This is a genomic window from Microbacterium sp. PRC9 (genome assembly GCF_031844125.1).
Lineage (GTDB): Bacteria > Actinomycetota > Actinomycetes > Actinomycetales > Microbacteriaceae > Microbacterium.
The window spans coordinates 77628-93610 of record NZ_JAUZUR010000010.1 but is presented as its reverse complement, the minus strand read 5'-3'; the positions used below and the strand labels follow the sequence as shown (position 1 = coordinate 93610).

The following is a 15983-nucleotide window of genomic DNA, read 5'->3' as shown; positions in this document are numbered from 1 at the left end:
GGGCGAGAGGAATCAGATGACGCAGGTCTCCTTCAACGACGGATGGACGGTGCGCCCGTGGGCCAGCATCTTCGCCGCGCTCGGCGGAAGTCGGCCGCAGGCCGTCCCCATCACTCTTCCCCACGACGCGGTGTTGGACCTGGACCGCGCCCCGACGAACAGACCGGAGCATGCTTATTTTCCAGGCGGCGCCTTCGAGTACTCGAAGTCGATCGATGTGCCCGTCGAATGGCGCGACAAGCGCGTGTCGCTGGTGTTCGAGGGGATTTACCGCGACGCGATGGTCTTCGTCAACTCGGCGTTCGCGGGTCAGCGGCCGTACGGGTACTCCTCGTTCACCGTCGCGCTCGACCCCTTCCTGCGGTACGGCGAGATTAATGAGATCCGCGTGGATGCGAGGGTGCACGACGACTCCCGCTGGTACAGCGGCGGAGGGATCTTCCGCGACACCCACCTGATCGTTTCGGATCTCGTTCACATTTCGCGCGACGGCGTCCTGGTGACCACACCGGACGTCGGTGAGGATGTGACCACGGTCGAGGTCGCGGTCACGATAGCCAACGAGAGCACGGCGACTGACAGCGTCCGCGTCAGCGTCCAGCTCGTCGGACCGGACGATGTCGTGTCCGCGCAGGGAACAGCACCCGTCACACTCCGCGCTGCGGAGACGGCCGTGACGCGACTGCGAATGTACGTGCACACGCCCGCACTCTGGGGAGTGGACCATCCCCACCTCTACCGAGCCGTTGTCACTGCGACGCGCGAGGATGCCGCGATCGATGAGTCGACGGTGGTGTTCGGCATCCGTCGGCTTCAGCTCGATCCGGTGCACGGTCTGCGCGTGAACGGCGAAGTCATCAAGCTGCGCGGCGCTTGCGTCCACCATGACAACGGCATCCTCGGCGCCGCCACGATCGGCCGTGCCGAGGAACGCCGGGTCGAACTGCTCAAGGCAGCGGGCTTCAACGCCATCCGAAGCTCGCACTACCCCGCCAGCTCGTCGCTACTGGACGCCTGCGACCGGCTCGGCGTGCTGGTGATCGACGAAGCGTTCGACATGTGGGCGGAGGGGAAATCAGCATTCGACTACTCGCTGGCGTTCACGGATTGGTGGGAACGCGACATCGAAGCCATGGTCGTCAAGGACCGCAACCACCCGAGCGTGATCATGTACTCGGTCGGGAACGAGATCCCCGAGACGGGTGATCCTCACGGCTCGGCCCTCGGCAGGCGCATCGCCGAGAAGGTGCGTTCGCTGGACAGCACGCGCTACGTGACGAACGGGATCAACGGCATCGTCTCCACGCTCGAGGAGGCTCTCACTGCGACCAGCCGCGAGTCGGCTGCCGGCGTGAACGACGTCCTGGCCGATGACACCGGAATCGCCAACCCGCTCAACGCGGCAGACTTCGTCACCCGACGCACGGAGGAGTCGTTCTCCGTCCTCGACGTCGCGGGCATGAACTACGGCGAAGCGCGGTACGAACGAGATCGTGACCTCTTCCCCAATCGCGTCATCGTCGGCAGCGAGACGTTCACTGCGCAGATCGCGCTCGGCTGGGACCTGGTCGAGCATCTTCCGCATGTGATCGGGGACTTCACCTGGACCGGCTTCGATTATCTCGGCGAGGTCGGCCTCGGACGTCACGCGTTCGCCGACGAAAAGGACACCTTCCTCGGCGCATATCCCTGGATCGCTGCGTGGTGCGGCGACCTCGACCTCACCGGATACCGCAGGCCGCAGTCGTACTATCGCGAGATCGTCTACGGGCTGGCAGCGGGGCCTTACATCGCCGTCCTGCGGCCCACTCAGCGGCAGCGGGCGCCGCAGGCGACACAATGGGCGTGGGAGGACTCCACAAGCAGCTGGACCTGGAACGTCGAGGCGGGGACAGCGATGTCGGTCGAGGTGTACGCCGACGCGGACGAGGTGGAGCTGATTCTCAACGGCGACGTCCTCGGGCGAAAGCCCGCCGGCCGCGATGTGGCCTTCCGGGCATCCTTCCACGTGCCCTACGCGCAGGGCGAACTGGTCGCCGTGGCATATTCCGGCGGCCAGGAGCAAGGCAGGAGCACCCTGCGATCGGCAACACTGCCCACGATTCTCCGGGCAACCCCTGATCGCCGAGAGTTGACGGCCGATCATCGGGACCTCGCCTTCGTCGCCGTCGAGTTGCGCGATGCAGCCGGAACGCTCATCACCTGCGACGACCGCGAGGTCACCGCGGAGGTGCACGGCGCAGGGGTCCTGCAGGGGTTCGGCAGCGCCCGCCCGACGACAACCGAGGGGTACCGGACGGGCCGCCACACCACGTTCGAGGGACGGGCGCTCGCGATCGTACGGCCGACGGGCGAGGGACCCATCGTCCTCACGGTGTCGAGCGAGCGGCTTGACACCGTGAAAGTTGATCTGCGCGCCGTGTCCGCACGGCCGGCCATACCAGCATGAGAGGACGCACGCCATGACGCGCGACGTATCCGTGGATCTGATCGCCGAGGACCGATTCGCGCCCGTCGTCGACGCGTTCGCGAAGACCCTCGCCGAGACGGACCGAAGCGGCGCCGCCTTGTCCGTGTGGCTGGACGGGCAGCCGGTGATCGAGGCGCGAGGCGGCACGGCCGATGAGCGCACCGGGGCGCCCTGGCAACCCGATACGCTGACCGTCGTCTTCTCGTGCACGAAAGGATTGGCGGCGATCGCCATCGGACGCCTGCTCGAGTCCGGCGCCCTGCCTTCCCTCGACGTCCCGGTCGCCGACATCTGGCCCGAGTTCGCAGCTCACGGCAAGGGCCGAGTCTCCGTCGGCGATGCGCTCGCGCACCGCGCCGGGGTCCCAGCGCCCCGGGTCGACGTCACACTCGAGCAGCTCCTCGACGGCGCCGAGTTCGCGCGCATCATCGCCGCTGAGAAGCCTTTCTGGACGCCGGGAGCGGCGCACCAGTATCACGCGGTGACGGTGGGAGCGATCACTGCCGAGATCATCGCCCGGATATCGGGCCGTTCGCTCGGCGAGTTCCTCGCCGCCGAGGTTGCCGAGCCTCTCGGGGCAGACACCTGGCTCGGCCTTCCCGGCGACCTCGAACCGCGGGTGGCCCGGCTCGTTCAAGGTCAGCCCGCTGTCGCCTGGCCGCCGCCCGGAGATGAGAATCCCGATGCGGAGTGGCTTGAGAGGGCGGTCACGCTGGGCGGTGCCCTGGAAGCCGACCTCCTTGGTCCAGCGGACGGTTTCAACCGGCGTGACCTGCACGCCGCGGAGATCGGCGGAGCCGGCGCGATTTCGAGCGCGACGGGTCTCGCACGCATCTGGTCAGCCACCGTCGCCGAGACCCGCGGTGTGCGGCTATGGACCACGGAGACTGCCGAGGCGATGGCGAGGCCTCGCAGTGCAGGGCTCCCGTTCTTCAACAGTGGTCCGGCTCCGTACCAGGCGTGGGGCGCGGGGGTGATGATCCCCACCGACTGGGACCCCTACCTCACCCCGGCGTCGTTCGGGCACGACGGCGCCGGTGGTCAGGTGGCATTCGCTGATCCCGACGCCCGCGTGGGATTCGCCTACGTGACCAATCGGATGCTGGACATGGATCGTGGGATCAGCGTGACGGCTGCCCTCCGCGACGCACTCGGATAGCGAGCTGCCCTCGCAGCTGGCAACCGAGACCAAGGCGGGCCTTCGTTTCCCCCGACGTCATGTGCAGCGCTCGCGGAGTCCGCGCCCGCTGACCTCGTGGCGCTGTACCCCCCCCCCAACCGGAGTAACGCAATGACTGACACCGATCCGTTCCGCGGCGCCGAGTGGATTTCGCGTGCGGTACCGCCGAGCCAGCGCATAACGCGTGAGAATCGGCGCGCTCGCATCGACTGGGTGGACGAAGGAGGCGAGATCGCCCAGGAGTTCGATGTGTCCGGGCCGATCACTGCGGTCACTGTCGACGTGGCGGGTCCGGGCGATGTGGATGACCCCTACTCGGCCCATACGCGCTTCACCCTCCGCCTCGAGTCCGTCGACGGCACGCTCATCACTGACCGGACCGTGCAGGGCCCGCAGTTGATCTGGGACTGGTTCGGACAGCTCGTCGAACTTCCGGTCTCGGCACCGGCTGGACACTACCGGCTGGTTCTCCGCGCCGAGCAAGGCACCACAGGATGGCATACCGCGGATGCCGCACCTCACAGCGATGACGGTGTATCCCCCAATTCAGTGCTCGGACAGGCCACACGTGACGGGCAGCCGGTGCCCGGGACCCGTCTCCTCGCCGTCGAGACGGATCCTGCCCCGAACCCATGGTTCCGCAGCACGATCACCGTCGAAGGTTCGGTCCAAGACGCGACCCTGACCGCGGTGGTTCTAGGGTGCGGAGTGGTCCGCATAAACGGGCATCGGGTCGGCAACGAAGCGATCGGTCCGGCCGTCACTGATTACGACAAGACGATTCTCTATCGCACATGGCCCGTCGGTCACCTGCTCCGCCAGGGCCGAAACGAGATTCTCATCGATGCCGGCCGAGAGCGCTACTCGGCCCGCGGTGGAGATATCTGGGGGTGGAATGTCGCGCCCTGGCACAGGGAACCGGCAGCCCTCGCCCGCCTCGACGTCGCCTATAGCGACGGCCGGTCCCTGGAGTTCATGACCGGACCGCATTGGGAGACCACGTCCGGGCCCGTGGAGAAGGACCTGCTGTTCGGTGGCGAGACATGGCGCGTGGGCGATGAAGAGATGAAGTGGTCTCCGGTCACGGTGGTCAGCGCGCCGCGCGGCGCCCTCACGGAAGCGCACCATCAGCCGATTACGGCCCATCCCCCGGTGCCGCCCGTTGTCATCGAGACCTTGGACAGCGGCGGATCCGTGCTGGACTTCGGGTCCGTCATTACCGGTCGCGTTCGCTGTGTCGTCGCGGGGAGCAGCGGCACAGTTCGTGTGGTCTCGGGGGAACAGCGGGATGATGCTGGACGGGTGATCTGCAACAACGTCCTCATCGCCGGAGACGCCCAGGTCGACGTGCTGATCATCGATGCCCCGGTGACCGCATACGAATGGGAACCGCAGTTCGGCTACCGCGGTTTCCGGTGGATGCAGGTCGATGTCACCGGCGACCTCCGAGTCGAGTACGTGCGAGCAGTGCCGATCTACACGCCTTTGCAGGAGATGGGCGAGTTCGAAGCGAGCGACCCTCTCATCAGCTGGATCGATTCCGCCTTCGGCCGCACATTCCGCAACAATCTGCACGGCATCCCCACCGATACCCCGATCTACGAGAAGAACGGCTGGACCGCCGACGCGCACCTGGCGACCGAAGCCCTCCTACACCACTTCGACCTGCGGCAGCCCTTTCGAAAGTGGATGGACGACCACGTCGATGCGCAACGGGAGGATGGAGCCGTCCCCCAGATCGTTCCGACCCCGGGCACGATGCGCGACTCCGATCCGGCTTGGGCAGCATCCGCGGTACTGGTCCCCTGGTACCTGTACCGCGAGTACGGCGACATCGCTGTGCTAGAGCGGTACGCACCGATGATCGTGCGCTTCGCAGACCAGTTGCTCAGCAGAACCGACGGTGGCCTCTGGACAGACCGGAGTTGGAGCGATTGGCTCGCGCCTGGGTACGCGATCCCCCCTGAAGGCATGGCTCCAACGGCCACCATGATGGCCGTCACCGTGCTCCAGCACACGGCGTCGATCCTCGAGGAGATGGATGACGACCGCGCGGCCAGCTACGCACGGGCGGCCCGATCCACCGTCGCGGCATACCACCACGCCTACTTCGATGAGACCCAGGGGTACTATTCCGTGGACGGCGTGGGATACCGGCAAGTGCTCAATGTTCTTCCGCTCGCCTTCAACGCCGTTCCCGCCGAACATGTCGCGTCGGTGCGCACCAGTCTGATCAACGATCTTGAGCAGCGGACAGACGGTCACCTGGATGTCGGTGCGATCGGCGTCCGACACCTTCTGCCGGTGCTCACTGCAGCCGGCCGTGATGATCTTGCGCTCACCGTCCTCACGCAACGGACCCGTCCGGGCTGGGGAGTGTGGTTCGACAACGGCGAAGCGACTCTGCTGGAGTCGTGGGATCCCGATGCCCGCTCGAGAAATCACTACTTCCTCGGCTCGGTTGCGTCATGGATTCAACAACGCGTCGGCGGGATGCGGCTCACCGCCCCCGGGTGGACGCGGTTCGAGGTGTCGCCTCTGGCTGACGAACGAGTCACGGGCGCGAGAATCCATCACCACACCCCGCGCGGGAAGGCCGCGGTGTCCTGGGAACGCGGCCAAGGTGGACTTCTCTTGCGCGTCGAGGTTCCGGTCGGATCGGTCGCGGACGTCACGGTCGCCGGAAATGAAGAGGAGCTGCGACCGGGTACGCACCAGCTGCTGCTCAAGTAGCTCCGAGGGAGGTCCGGTACGACCAGAAACCAAGGCCGCCTGCGCCGACACGCGATGGCCGCAGGTTCGCGTGCGACACGAGCCCCGGGCCCGATGGGCCGATGCCGGGACACGTGCTCTCGCGGCGCGACGAGTTCCCTACTCGGCGGCTGAGCCCCGGAGAGTTGAGATGACGGACTGTATCTCGTCTACCCGCTCGATGAGCTCCGCGAGGGGGCGGCGGAATGCGAGCGCGCTGATACTGACGGCACCGATCGCGGGGGCGTTCGTGGCGAGCTTGACAGGCAGCGCGACACAGTTGATTCCGATCTCACTTTCTTGATCGTCCACACCGTACCCGCGTTCGCGAGTGCGGACGAGATCTGACCAGAGTTCTTCCGCGGTCCTGATAGTCCGTGGGGTGCGCTGCGGGTAGTGATCGCCCAGCAGCGCTCGCAGTTCCTCTTCTGAACCCACGGCGTCAGCCAGCAGCACCTTGCCGACTCCCGTGGCGTATGCGGGATTGCGCCCACCGATCACCGACGTCAGCCGGATCGCCCCGGTCGGCGGATCCACCTTCGCCCTGTAGACCACCTCTTGACCGTCCAAGACCGCATAATGCACCGTCTCGCCGAACCTTCGTGCGAGTTCTTCGATCGCCGGCTGGATGAGCGCTCGCTCTGGCCGTGCCGCATAGCTGCTGAAGGCGAGCCGGTAGAACTCATCCCCGAGGATGTAGACACCTCGTCCAAGCTGCATCGCCATACCCGCCCGTCGCAGCGTTGCCAGCGCTCGATGAACGGTCGATTTGGTGGCGCCGACATGCTGTGCCACGTCCTCGAGGGTCGCCCCAGAAGGGTGCTCGGCAAGTGCCGCCATCACCGCCAGGACTCTGTCAGCGCCGACGAGCCGCTCGTCATCAGCCCCGGCTGTCATTTGTCTCCCCGTGACGGCTTGCGGGCGCACCGAGCTCCGAGTCGCCGCGCTCTCCTAAGTACGTGTCCAGTCAGGTTATCCGGTGTGTGCAGGCGACGTGCACAGCCCGCTGAGCGCGCGCCGGCACGGGAACCGGCTCGGCCCGCCCACCACCGGTGACTCACCACTCCCGTGTTCATACGCTTGACCACAACCCCCAATGGCGGGTGACCGCCGCCATCATCTATTCTTCTATACGGAAGAGCATTCCACTTAACGCAAGGCGAGATCTCATCATGATGACCGTTGACAGTTGCACATCGACCGGCGCAACCCTTCGACCGGCCGCTGAGGCAGGTGCCCGAGGAGATTCGCGGCGCGACGCCGCGTGTCGCGCGAGAGCCGCGGAGGTCGACGCATGACCGTCGTCGGGATCGTGGGGATGGGGACGATGGGCCTCGCTCTCGCACACCTCTTCGCGGCGAACAACTGCGAAGTCCGCGGCTTCGACTCCCGTCGAGTTTCGGTCTCCCCAGAACAGTCGTGGTCCGATCACGGCAGCTTCACGATCTCGTCCAGCATCCGGGACTGCGTCCAAGACGCCGATGTCGTGATCGAAGCAGTGGCGGAGGACCTCGATGTGAAACGCACCGTCCTCGCGGAGATGTCGACTTACGCGGACGGAATCCTCGCTTCCAACACCTCCACGTTCATGCCGAGCGTCCTCGCACCCTCGGTCAGGAATCCCGAGCGTTTCCTCGTTGCACACTTCTTCAATCCCCCGCAGCTCGTGCCTTTGGTTGAGATCGTGCCGGGGCCGGCGACCGCCGAGTCTGCGACCGCCGAGATCGTCGACCTCCTCAACCGAATGGGCCGGCATCCTGTGCTCCTGCAGCGAGAGGTTCCCGGATTCGTCGCAAATCGCCTGCAAGCCGCGCTCCTTCGTGAGGCTCTTGCCCTCGTGGAGGAGGGCATCGCCTCACCGCGCGCCATCGATGACATCGTCGCGGCCGGGCTCGCGCCGCGGTGGGCGGCCGCGGGGCCGATCGGCGTCACGGATCTCGGCGGGCTCGACATCTGGGAGAAGGTATCCGCCGGATTGTTCCCGGGCCTGAGCAACGCCAACGAGCCCAGTCCTCTTCTCGCCGCACTCGTTCGGACCGGCCACCTCGGCGCGAAGACGGGAAACGGCTTCTACCCCCATGACCCGGAGACGGACAGGAAGACCTTCCACACGATGGATCAGATCTTCCAACTCGTGCGATCGAGTGCGCGGGACTTCTGAGCCCCGCAGACCACGCCGTCTGGCCGGCTCGTTCAGACCGGCCAGACGGATGTGATCACTCGCCTATGACGTTCATCGACACATGGGTCTTGGGACCGGGTCCCGCGCCCTCGGATCGCGCGCCGGCGAGGATCGCGGGCAGCTCATCCAGAGTCACGGTAGCCGCGATCAGGGCGCGGGGATCCACCTCTCCGCCCGCGTAGGAAGCGATCGTCCCCGCGAGACCTGGCGAGGCGCTCAGGACGCCGACGGCGGTGACGTCTTTGAGCGCGAGGTCCCGGGTGTCGATGAGGCTGGGGGTGCCGGCGAGGCCCACGTAGACGACACGCTTTCCGGGCTCGACGAGGTCGAGTGCCCGTGCGGGCAGGTGCTTGGCGTTGGACGCTTCGATGACGGCGTCCCATGGCAGATGAGGCAGCTCATCCTCAGTCCACACCCCGGCGAAGCCGAGTGACCTCGCGAAGGCCAAAGAGCGCTCGCTTCGCCCGAGCAGGTGCACTTCGGCACCTGCCGCCCTCGCGAAGAGCCCGCAGAGAAGTCCGATCGTGCCCGGACCGAGGACAAGGCACCGGTCGCCCGGCTTCAGATCGGCGGCTCCAACGGAGCGGTAGGCGTTGCCGCCGGGTTCGACCATGGCGCCCATCGCATCGTCGACGGTGTCGGGCAGGCGGTGCAGGGACGTGACCGGCACGGCGACCTGCTCGGCGAGGGCGCCAGGGCGTCCGTCGCGCACCCCGAGTTCGCCACGAGATTCGCACACGTGCTGGAGCCCGTTCAGGCAGCGGCGGCAGGCACCGCAGCCGAGCATGGTGTCACCGGTCACGCGGGCGCCCAGCCACGAGGCATCCACTCCGTCGCCGATGGCCGAGACGGCCCCCATCCATTCGTGTCCGATCCGAACGGGATAGGTGGTGTGGCCCGTGGCGTAGTAGGCCATCTCGCCTGTGAACAGTTCGAGGTCGGTGCCGCAGATGCCCGCCCGCCGGACGTCGACAACAACTTCGCCGGGCGCAGCGGCGGGGGGGTCGACGTCCTGCACCTCGGCCCGGCCCGGGCCGGTGATGACGAGCGCCCTCATCGCGGTGCGAGTACCGTCTGACGCTGGGTGCCCAGTCCGTCGATGCCGAGAGACATGATGTCCCCGGGCTGGAGCCAGACCTGGGGGGTTAGGCCCATGCCAACGCCGGGAGGGGTGCCGGTGTTGATGAGGTCGCCGGGTTCGAGCACCATGAACTGGCTGATGTAGTGGACGATGAAGTACGGGTCGAAGATCATCGTCGAAGTCGACCCGTTCTGGCGGCGCACGTCGTTGACATCGAGCCACATGCCCAGGTCGGTCACGCTCTCGACCTCGTCTTGGGTGACGAGCCAGGGTCCCGCGGGGTTGAAGGTCTCGGCGGACTTGCCCTTGAGCCACTGTCCGCCGCGTTCCATCTGGAAGGCGCGCTCCGAGACGTCGTTGACGAGCACCCACCCGGCGATGTGGTCGCGGGCGTCCTGGACGGTGTCGAGGTAGCTGGCGCGCTTGCCGATCACGATGCCGAGCTCGACCTCCCAGTCGGGCTTGGTCGCGCCGCGCGGGATGCGCACATCGTCGTTGGGTCCGACGAGGGTGTTGGGCGACTTGGTGAACAGGATCGGCTCGCTGGGAACCGCCTGGCCGGTCTCGGCGGCGTGGTCGGAGTAGTTCAAGCCGACGCAGATGATCTGGTGCGGGCGGGCGATCGGGGCGCCGATGCGCTGGTCGCCGATGGGCTCGCCGCCGGTGGCGGCACGCTCGGCGATGATCGGCGCGATGCGGTCCAGCCCGCGGGCGCCGAAGAACGCCTCGTCGAAGTCGGTGACGACGTCAGATAGGTCGACGTAGTGGTTATCGCCGACCAGGGCGGCGGGCTTCTCGGCGCCGGGTGCGCCGATGCGCAGCAGCTTCATGGGGTTTCCTCCAGGTGTGGGGTGGGCTGCGGGGTTCCGGCCCACAGATTGGGGTGGATGCCGCGGTGTCCGGTCCGCACGGTGAACAGGCGTCCCGATAGGGGGTGGGCGGCGAGATCCTCGGGGCTCATGCCCTCGGTGGCGGTGGTGATGATGAGGGTGTCGAGGTCGGGGCCTGCGAACACCGGGCATGAGGTGTGCGGCGCAGGCACCTCGACTGTGCCGACGATGTCGCCTGCCGGTGAGATGCGGACGACGCGTCCCTCGCCCCACAGTGCCACCCACAGGTGGTCTTCGCTGTCGACGGTCATCCCGTCGGGATACCCTTGCGTGAACTCCACGAACACCCGGCGGACGCCGGTCGCCCCGGTGGCGGGGTCGTAGGCGCGGACGTGGATGCGGCGCCTCAGCGTGTCGATCGAGTAGAGGGTGCGTCCGTCGCCGGTCCACCCTAGACCATTCGACAGGCCCAGGTCGTCGTCGAGCACGACGCCGGTGCCGTCCGGGTCGACCTGGAGCAGGAGTTCGTCGCCGGGGCCTTTGGTGCCGACGACGAAACGGCCGGCGGGGTCGGGCTTTCCGTCGTTGAACCGCCGGTCGTCGACATCGATGAGTTCAGGGCCTGCGGTGATCCCTCCGTCGACGCCGCGCGTGTAGAGCCGACGGGTGCCGGCGACCAGCCACTCCCCTGCCGCCGACACAGCGACGGCGCCGACGGTGTCGGGAAACGGCACCTTCTCGTCGATGTCGATGGCACCGCCGTGAGCGAACCTGCCCACGTAGACGTCACCGGCCAGGATGTCGACCCACAGAATGCGGCCGCGAAACGGATCCCACACGGGGCCCTCGGCGAGGAAGTGCGAGACTGCGGTGGCCACACGCGGAGTGCCGAGCGAGGGGACGGTTGCGTAAGGGGTCATCCGGTGGTCTCCGTGAGGGTGTCGTCGAGCACCTGCAGGATGTGACGATACGGCCGGCCGGTGGCGCGGGTCATGCCCAGCTCGCAGGTGCGGTTGAGGGAGGCGTGCACGTCGGATGCCGCAGCCTCCACGTCGGCGGCTTCCGGACGGGTCGCGGCGCGGGTGAGTTCGGGATGCAGCATCCCCCTGTCGCCGGCGAAGCCGCAGCATCCCCAGTCCTCGGGCACGACCACCCGCTCGGCCGCGGCTGCGGCGACGCGGGTGAGTGCGGGGTTGATGCCGAGATGGGTGGAGGAGCACGTGGGGTGCACGGTGACGGATGCGACCTTCTCGCCCGCGGGGAGGTGCGGAAGGACGCGCTCGTCGATGAACGCGACCGCGTCGACGACGGTGACGTCGGCCTGGTCGGCCGCGTCGAGCAGCACCTGGAGACCTTCGGTGCACGATGACGCGTCGCAGACCACAGGCAGCCTGCCGCCGTCGGTGGCGCGGGCCAGGGATGAGGCGACCCGGTCCGTCATCGTGCGATAGCCATCGGACAGGCCCTTGGACTTCCATGGGGTTCCGCAGCACAGCGACGTCAGGTCATCCGGCGTCGCGACCTGCACGCCGGCGCGCTCGCACAGGCGCAGGAACGACTCGGCCGCTCCGTCGCCACCGATCGGCCCGAACATCGTGTTCGTGCACGACGAGAAGAACACCGCCACCGGCTCGGTCGCGGTGATCACGCGACGGCGCTTGCCGCCGCCGGGGAGATCTTCGGAATAGAGCGGCACGGTGTCGTCGCCCAGGATGCCGCGGCCGACCTTCGTCGCCAGCGCCGGCAGCGCGGTGGGCACCGCGTTCGCGACGCTCAGCGCGACGCCGCCGATGGTGCTGACGGCATCCCACTGTTTCGCAGCGAGGTTCCATCCCGCCTGTGCGACGGCGTTCTGGTTCTCGTTGCGGAGGCGGCGAACGAGGTCGCCGGTGTTGATGAGCACCGGGCATGCGGTCTGGCACATGCCGTCGACCGCGCAGGTCTGCACACCGTCGTACCCGTACTCGTGCTCGAGGGTGCGTGCGAGCTGGTCGTCGCCACGGTCGCGGGCGCGCTGCAGCTCGCGCCGCAGCACGATCCGCTCCCGCGGGGTGAGGGTGACATCCTTCGATGGGCACACTGGCTCGCAGTACCCGCACTCCACGCACCGGTCGACCTCGGGCTCCACCGTCGGCGCCGTCTTCAGGTGCCGGGTGTGAGCTTGTGGGTCGTCGGTGAGGAGCACCCCGGGGTTGAGTGTCATGTCCGGGTCGATGAGGCGCTTGACCTCCCACATCACCTCGTACAGCTCGTCGCCGTACTGCCGGTGCACGAACGGTGCCATGATGCGGCCGGTGCCGTGCTCGGCCTTCAGCGTCCCGCCCTGCGCGAGCACGAGAGCCACCATGTCCTCGGTGAACGCTTCATACCGTGCCAGCTTCTCGGCGTCATCGAACTGCTCATTGATGAGGAAGTGGATGTTGCCGTCCTTCGCATGACCGAAGATCACACTCCCCTGATACCCGTATCGGTCGAACATCTCGATCAGCCGCTCGCACGTCTCGCCGAGGCGTTCCACCGGCACAGCGATGTCTTCCAGCAGCGCGGTCGTGCCCGACGGGCGGGCACCGGCGACGGCGGTGAACAGGCCCTTGCGGATGTGCCACAGCTGCACCCGGGTCGCGGCATCCGTCGTCAACGTCGCCGGCTGCACGAGCGGCAGGCCCGCGAGCACGGGAGCTGCCGCGGCCGTGCGGACGCCGAGGGTGTCCGCGGACTCCTCTTGGAACTCGACCAGCAGCGCGGCGTGGTCGACGACAACGAGACCAGCAAGCTCCGCGGTCGCCTCGGGATCGTGCTGCGCGACACGCAGGGATGCGGCATCCAGCAGTTCGATCGTCGCGAATCCCGCTTCCACCAGCGCCGGGAGGGCGGCCGTCGCGTCGCTCAGGTTCGCGAACATCAGCAGCCCGGTGGCGAGGTTCGGCTTCACGGGCAGGGTGCGGAAAGTGGCCTGTGCCACGAACGCGAGCGTGCCCTCGGACCCGACGATCAGGTGGGTGAGGATGTCGAGCGGCTCTTCGTGGTCGAGGAACGAGTTCAGCCCGTAGCCCATCGTGTTCTTGATCGTATGCAGCGTCCGCAGCGTCCCGACCGACGCGGGGTCGCTACGGATGCGGTCGCGCAGGGCGATGAGTCCGGCGTGGATCTTCGGCTCAGCGGTGGCGAACCTCCCCGCGGCATCAGGGGCGCCGGTGTCGATCACCGTGCCGGACGGCAGCACGAGGACCGCGGACTCGAGGGTGCGGTACGCGTTCGCGTGGGTGCCGCACGACATCCCTGAGGAGTTGTTCGCGATCACCCCGCCGATCGTGCACGCGATCTCACTCGCCGGATCCGGCCCGAGCTTGCGTCCGTGACGGGCGAGCCGCGCGTTGACAGCACGCACCGTGGCGCCCGGCTGCGCTCGCACCCGCTCTCCGCCGTCGAGCACGTCGATGCGGCGGAAGTGGTGGCGCGTGTCGATCAGCAGCTGATCGGTGCCGGCCTGGCCCGACAGGCTCGTGCCGCCGGAGCGGAACGTCACCGGCGCGCCCACCGACCGGGCTGCGGCCATCACCCGTGCGACCTCGTTTACATCGGTCGGGGTCACCACAGCCTGCGGAGTGAGCAGGTAGTGCGACGCGTCGTGTGCGGCAGCGAGCCGATCGGTTGCGCGCGTGCCCACGGCGGCGCCGGCCGCCTCGATGGCAGCAACCAGTGCAGCATCGACCGGCGCAAGCGTCGTGGAGCCCGCGGCGCCGACGCCGTGGTCAGTGCGACTCACGCGACACCTTCGATCCCGACGAACCGACGAGGAAGTCGAGGTCGGCACCCTGATCGGCTTGCAGCACGTGATCCACGTAAAGCCGCTGCCATCCGCGGGCCGGGGCCGCGTATGCGTCCAGGGTCGCCTGGTTGGGGGTGCGGGCGGCCAGGTCGTCGGCCGGGACGTCGAGTTCGAGTCGCCCGGCACGCACATCGAGCGCGATCCAGTCCCCCGTCTGCACGAGCGCCAGGGGCCCGCCCGCGGCGGCCTCAGGGGTCACGTGCAGCACGACCGTGCCGTACGCAGTGCCGGACATACGGCCATCGCAGATGCGCACCATGTCGCGCACACCTTGTGCGAGAAGCTTCTGCGGCAAGGGCATGTTCGAGACCTCGGGCATGCCCGGGTAGCCCTTCGGCCCGCACCCGCGCAGCACCATCACGCTGTCCGCGTCGATGTCGAGGTCAGGGTCGTCGATGCGGGCGTGGAAGTCCTCCACCGAATCGAACACCACCGCCTTACCGCGGTGCTTCAGCAAGTGCGGGGATGCGGCGGCGGGCTTGATGATCGCGCCCCCCGGGGCGAGGGAGCCGCGCAGCACGGTGATGCCGGCAGCCGGCTGCAACGGGCTGTCGCGCGGGGTGATGACCTCGGCATCCCAAATCCGGGCATCCTCGAGATAGTCGACGAACGGCTTGCCTGTGACGGTCAGCGCCACGGGGTCGAGCAGGTCGCGCACCTCCCGCATCACCGCGAGGAAGCCGCCTGCCCGGTACAGGTCGTCCATGAGGTACCGGCCCGCGGGCTGCAGATTCACCAGCAACGGGACCTCGGCACCGATCCGGTCGAAGTCGTCGATCGTCAGGTCGATGCCAAGCCTCCCTGCGATGGCCAGGAGATGCACGACCGCGTTCGTGGACCCGCCGATCGCGGCGAGCGCCACGATCGCGTTGTGGAAGCTCCCCTTCGTCAGGAACGTCGACGGGCGCCGGTCCTCAGCGACCAGCTGCACCGCCAGACGACCCGTCTCGTGCGCCGCCTCCAGCAGCCGCGCATCGGGGGCGGGGGTCCCCGCGAGGCCGGGGATGATCGTGCCGAGCGCCTCCGCCACGAGCGCCATCGTCGAGGCGGTGCCCATCGTGTTGCAGTGGCCCTTCGAGCGAATCATCGACGACTCGCTGCGCAGGAACATCTCCTCGCTCAACGAGCCCGCACGCACCTCCTCGGACAGCCGCCACACATCCGTGCCGCACCCCAGCGCCTCACCGCGGAAATGACCCGTCAGCATCGGCCCACCCGGCACCACCACCGCAGGGAGATCGACGGATGCCGCCGCCATCAGCAGTGCCGGGATCGTCTTGTCGCACCCACCGAGCAACACGACACCGTCGATCGGGTTCGCGCGCAGCATCTCCTCGGTCGCCATCGCCGCCATGTTGCGCCACAGCATCGCCGTTGGGCGCACCTGCGTCTCCCCCAGCGACACCACCGGCAGCTCCAGCGGAATACCACCCGCCTCGTAGATGCCGTTCTTCACCGACTGCGCCACCTCATCGAGGTGCGAGTTACATGGCGTGAGATCCGACGCCGTATTCGCGATCGCGATCTGCGGACGCCCCTCGAACGCACTGGCGGGCACCCCACGACGCATCCACGCCCGATGGATGTACGCGTTCCGGTCATCACCCGAATACCACGCGGAGCTGCGAGGTGCGGCCATCATTCCAACTTTCGGAAAGCT

Annotated in this window: 10 protein-coding genes; 4 read left to right on the top strand and 6 right to left on the bottom strand. The window is 67.7% G+C overall.

Going from position 1 to position 15983, the window contains the following annotated elements; all coding sequences use genetic code 11:
• Window positions 1–16: 16 nt before the first annotated feature.
• The 3 genes from Q9R33_RS19020 (at window position 17) to Q9R33_RS19010 (ending at window position 6383) form a co-directional block, all read left to right on the top strand.
• On the top strand, window positions 17–2449 hold the full coding sequence (locus Q9R33_RS19020) for a glycoside hydrolase family 2 TIM barrel-domain containing protein (RefSeq protein WP_311294753.1): 2433 nt from the start codon (window positions 17–19) through the stop codon (window positions 2447–2449).
• 13 nt (window positions 2450–2462) lie between these two features.
• Entirely contained in the window at window positions 2463–3629 is a 1167-nt protein-coding gene (locus Q9R33_RS19015) for a serine hydrolase domain-containing protein (RefSeq protein ID WP_311294752.1), read from the top strand.
• Between the two features lie 132 nt (window positions 3630–3761).
• Complete coding sequence (locus tag Q9R33_RS19010) at window positions 3762–6383, top strand: family 78 glycoside hydrolase catalytic domain (RefSeq protein WP_311294751.1); 2622 nt, start codon at window positions 3762–3764, stop codon at window positions 6381–6383.
• A gap of 138 nt (window positions 6384–6521) precedes the next feature.
• Here Q9R33_RS19010 and Q9R33_RS19005 read toward each other — a convergent pair whose 3' ends face one another.
• Complete coding sequence (locus Q9R33_RS19005) at window positions 6522–7298, bottom strand: IclR family transcriptional regulator (protein WP_311294750.1); 777 nt, start codon at window positions 7296–7298, stop codon at window positions 6522–6524.
• 397 nt (window positions 7299–7695) lie between these two features.
• Here Q9R33_RS19005 and Q9R33_RS19000 point away from each other — a divergent pair, with 397 nt between their 5' ends.
• Window positions 7696–8562: a 3-hydroxyacyl-CoA dehydrogenase NAD-binding domain-containing protein gene (locus tag Q9R33_RS19000; RefSeq protein WP_311294749.1), complete on the top strand. Its 867-nt coding sequence runs from the start codon at window positions 7696–7698 to the stop codon at window positions 8560–8562.
• Between the two features lie 55 nt (window positions 8563–8617).
• Here Q9R33_RS19000 and Q9R33_RS18995 read toward each other — a convergent pair whose 3' ends face one another.
• Genes Q9R33_RS18995 through Q9R33_RS18975 form a run of 5 tightly spaced genes read right to left on the bottom strand, consistent with a single transcriptional unit; the run spans window position 8618 to window position 15962 of the window.
• On the bottom strand, window positions 8618–9640 hold the full coding sequence (locus Q9R33_RS18995) for an alcohol dehydrogenase catalytic domain-containing protein (RefSeq protein ID WP_311294748.1): 1023 nt from the start codon (window positions 9638–9640) through the stop codon (window positions 8618–8620).
• Window positions 9637–10494: a fumarylacetoacetate hydrolase family protein gene (locus Q9R33_RS18990; RefSeq protein ID WP_311294747.1), complete on the bottom strand. Its 858-nt coding sequence runs from the start codon at window positions 10492–10494 to the stop codon at window positions 9637–9639. The genes Q9R33_RS18995 and Q9R33_RS18990 overlap by 4 nt, the downstream gene beginning before the upstream one ends.
• Window positions 10491–11414, bottom strand: a complete 924-nt coding sequence (locus Q9R33_RS18985) for an SMP-30/gluconolactonase/LRE family protein (RefSeq protein WP_311294746.1) — start codon at window positions 11412–11414, stop codon at window positions 10491–10493. The genes Q9R33_RS18990 and Q9R33_RS18985 overlap by 4 nt, the downstream gene beginning before the upstream one ends.
• A complete protein-coding gene (locus Q9R33_RS18980; protein WP_311294745.1) occupies window positions 11411–14260 on the bottom strand; it encodes an FAD-binding and (Fe-S)-binding domain-containing protein in 2850 nt (949 codons plus the stop codon). The genes Q9R33_RS18985 and Q9R33_RS18980 overlap by 4 nt, the downstream gene beginning before the upstream one ends.
• Window positions 14247–15962 carry an IlvD/Edd family dehydratase gene (locus Q9R33_RS18975; RefSeq protein WP_311294744.1) on the bottom strand — a complete coding sequence of 572 codons (1716 nt, stop codon included), beginning with the start codon at window positions 15960–15962 and terminating at the stop codon, window positions 14247–14249. The genes Q9R33_RS18980 and Q9R33_RS18975 overlap by 14 nt, the downstream gene beginning before the upstream one ends.
• Window positions 15963–15983: the final 21 nt, after the last annotated feature.

What these genes read in the sequence shown, in the direction of transcription:
- Q9R33_RS19020 (WP_311294753.1), top strand. Translation starts at nt 17, where the DNA reads ATGACGCAGGTCTCCTTCAACGACGGATGGACGGTGCGCCCGTGGGCC.
- Q9R33_RS19015 (WP_311294752.1), top strand. Translation starts at nt 2,463, where the DNA reads ATGACGCGCGACGTATCCGTGGATCTGATCGCCGAGGACCGATTCGCG.
- Q9R33_RS19010 (WP_311294751.1), top strand. Translation starts at nt 3,762, where the DNA reads ATGACTGACACCGATCCGTTCCGCGGCGCCGAGTGGATTTCGCGTGCG.
- Q9R33_RS19005 (WP_311294750.1), bottom strand. Translation starts at nt 7,298, where the DNA reads ATGACAGCCGGGGCTGATGACGAGCGGCTCGTCGGCGCTGACAGAGTC.
- Q9R33_RS19000 (WP_311294749.1), top strand. Translation starts at nt 7,696, where the DNA reads ATGACCGTCGTCGGGATCGTGGGGATGGGGACGATGGGCCTCGCTCTC.
- Q9R33_RS18995 (WP_311294748.1), bottom strand. Translation starts at nt 9,640, where the DNA reads ATGAGGGCGCTCGTCATCACCGGCCCGGGCCGGGCCGAGGTGCAGGAC.
- Q9R33_RS18990 (WP_311294747.1), bottom strand. Translation starts at nt 10,494, where the DNA reads ATGAAGCTGCTGCGCATCGGCGCACCCGGCGCCGAGAAGCCCGCCGCC.
- Q9R33_RS18985 (WP_311294746.1), bottom strand. Translation starts at nt 11,414, where the DNA reads ATGACCCCTTACGCAACCGTCCCCTCGCTCGGCACTCCGCGTGTGGCC.
- Q9R33_RS18975 (WP_311294744.1), bottom strand. Translation starts at nt 15,962, where the DNA reads ATGGCCGCACCTCGCAGCTCCGCGTGGTATTCGGGTGATGACCGGAAC.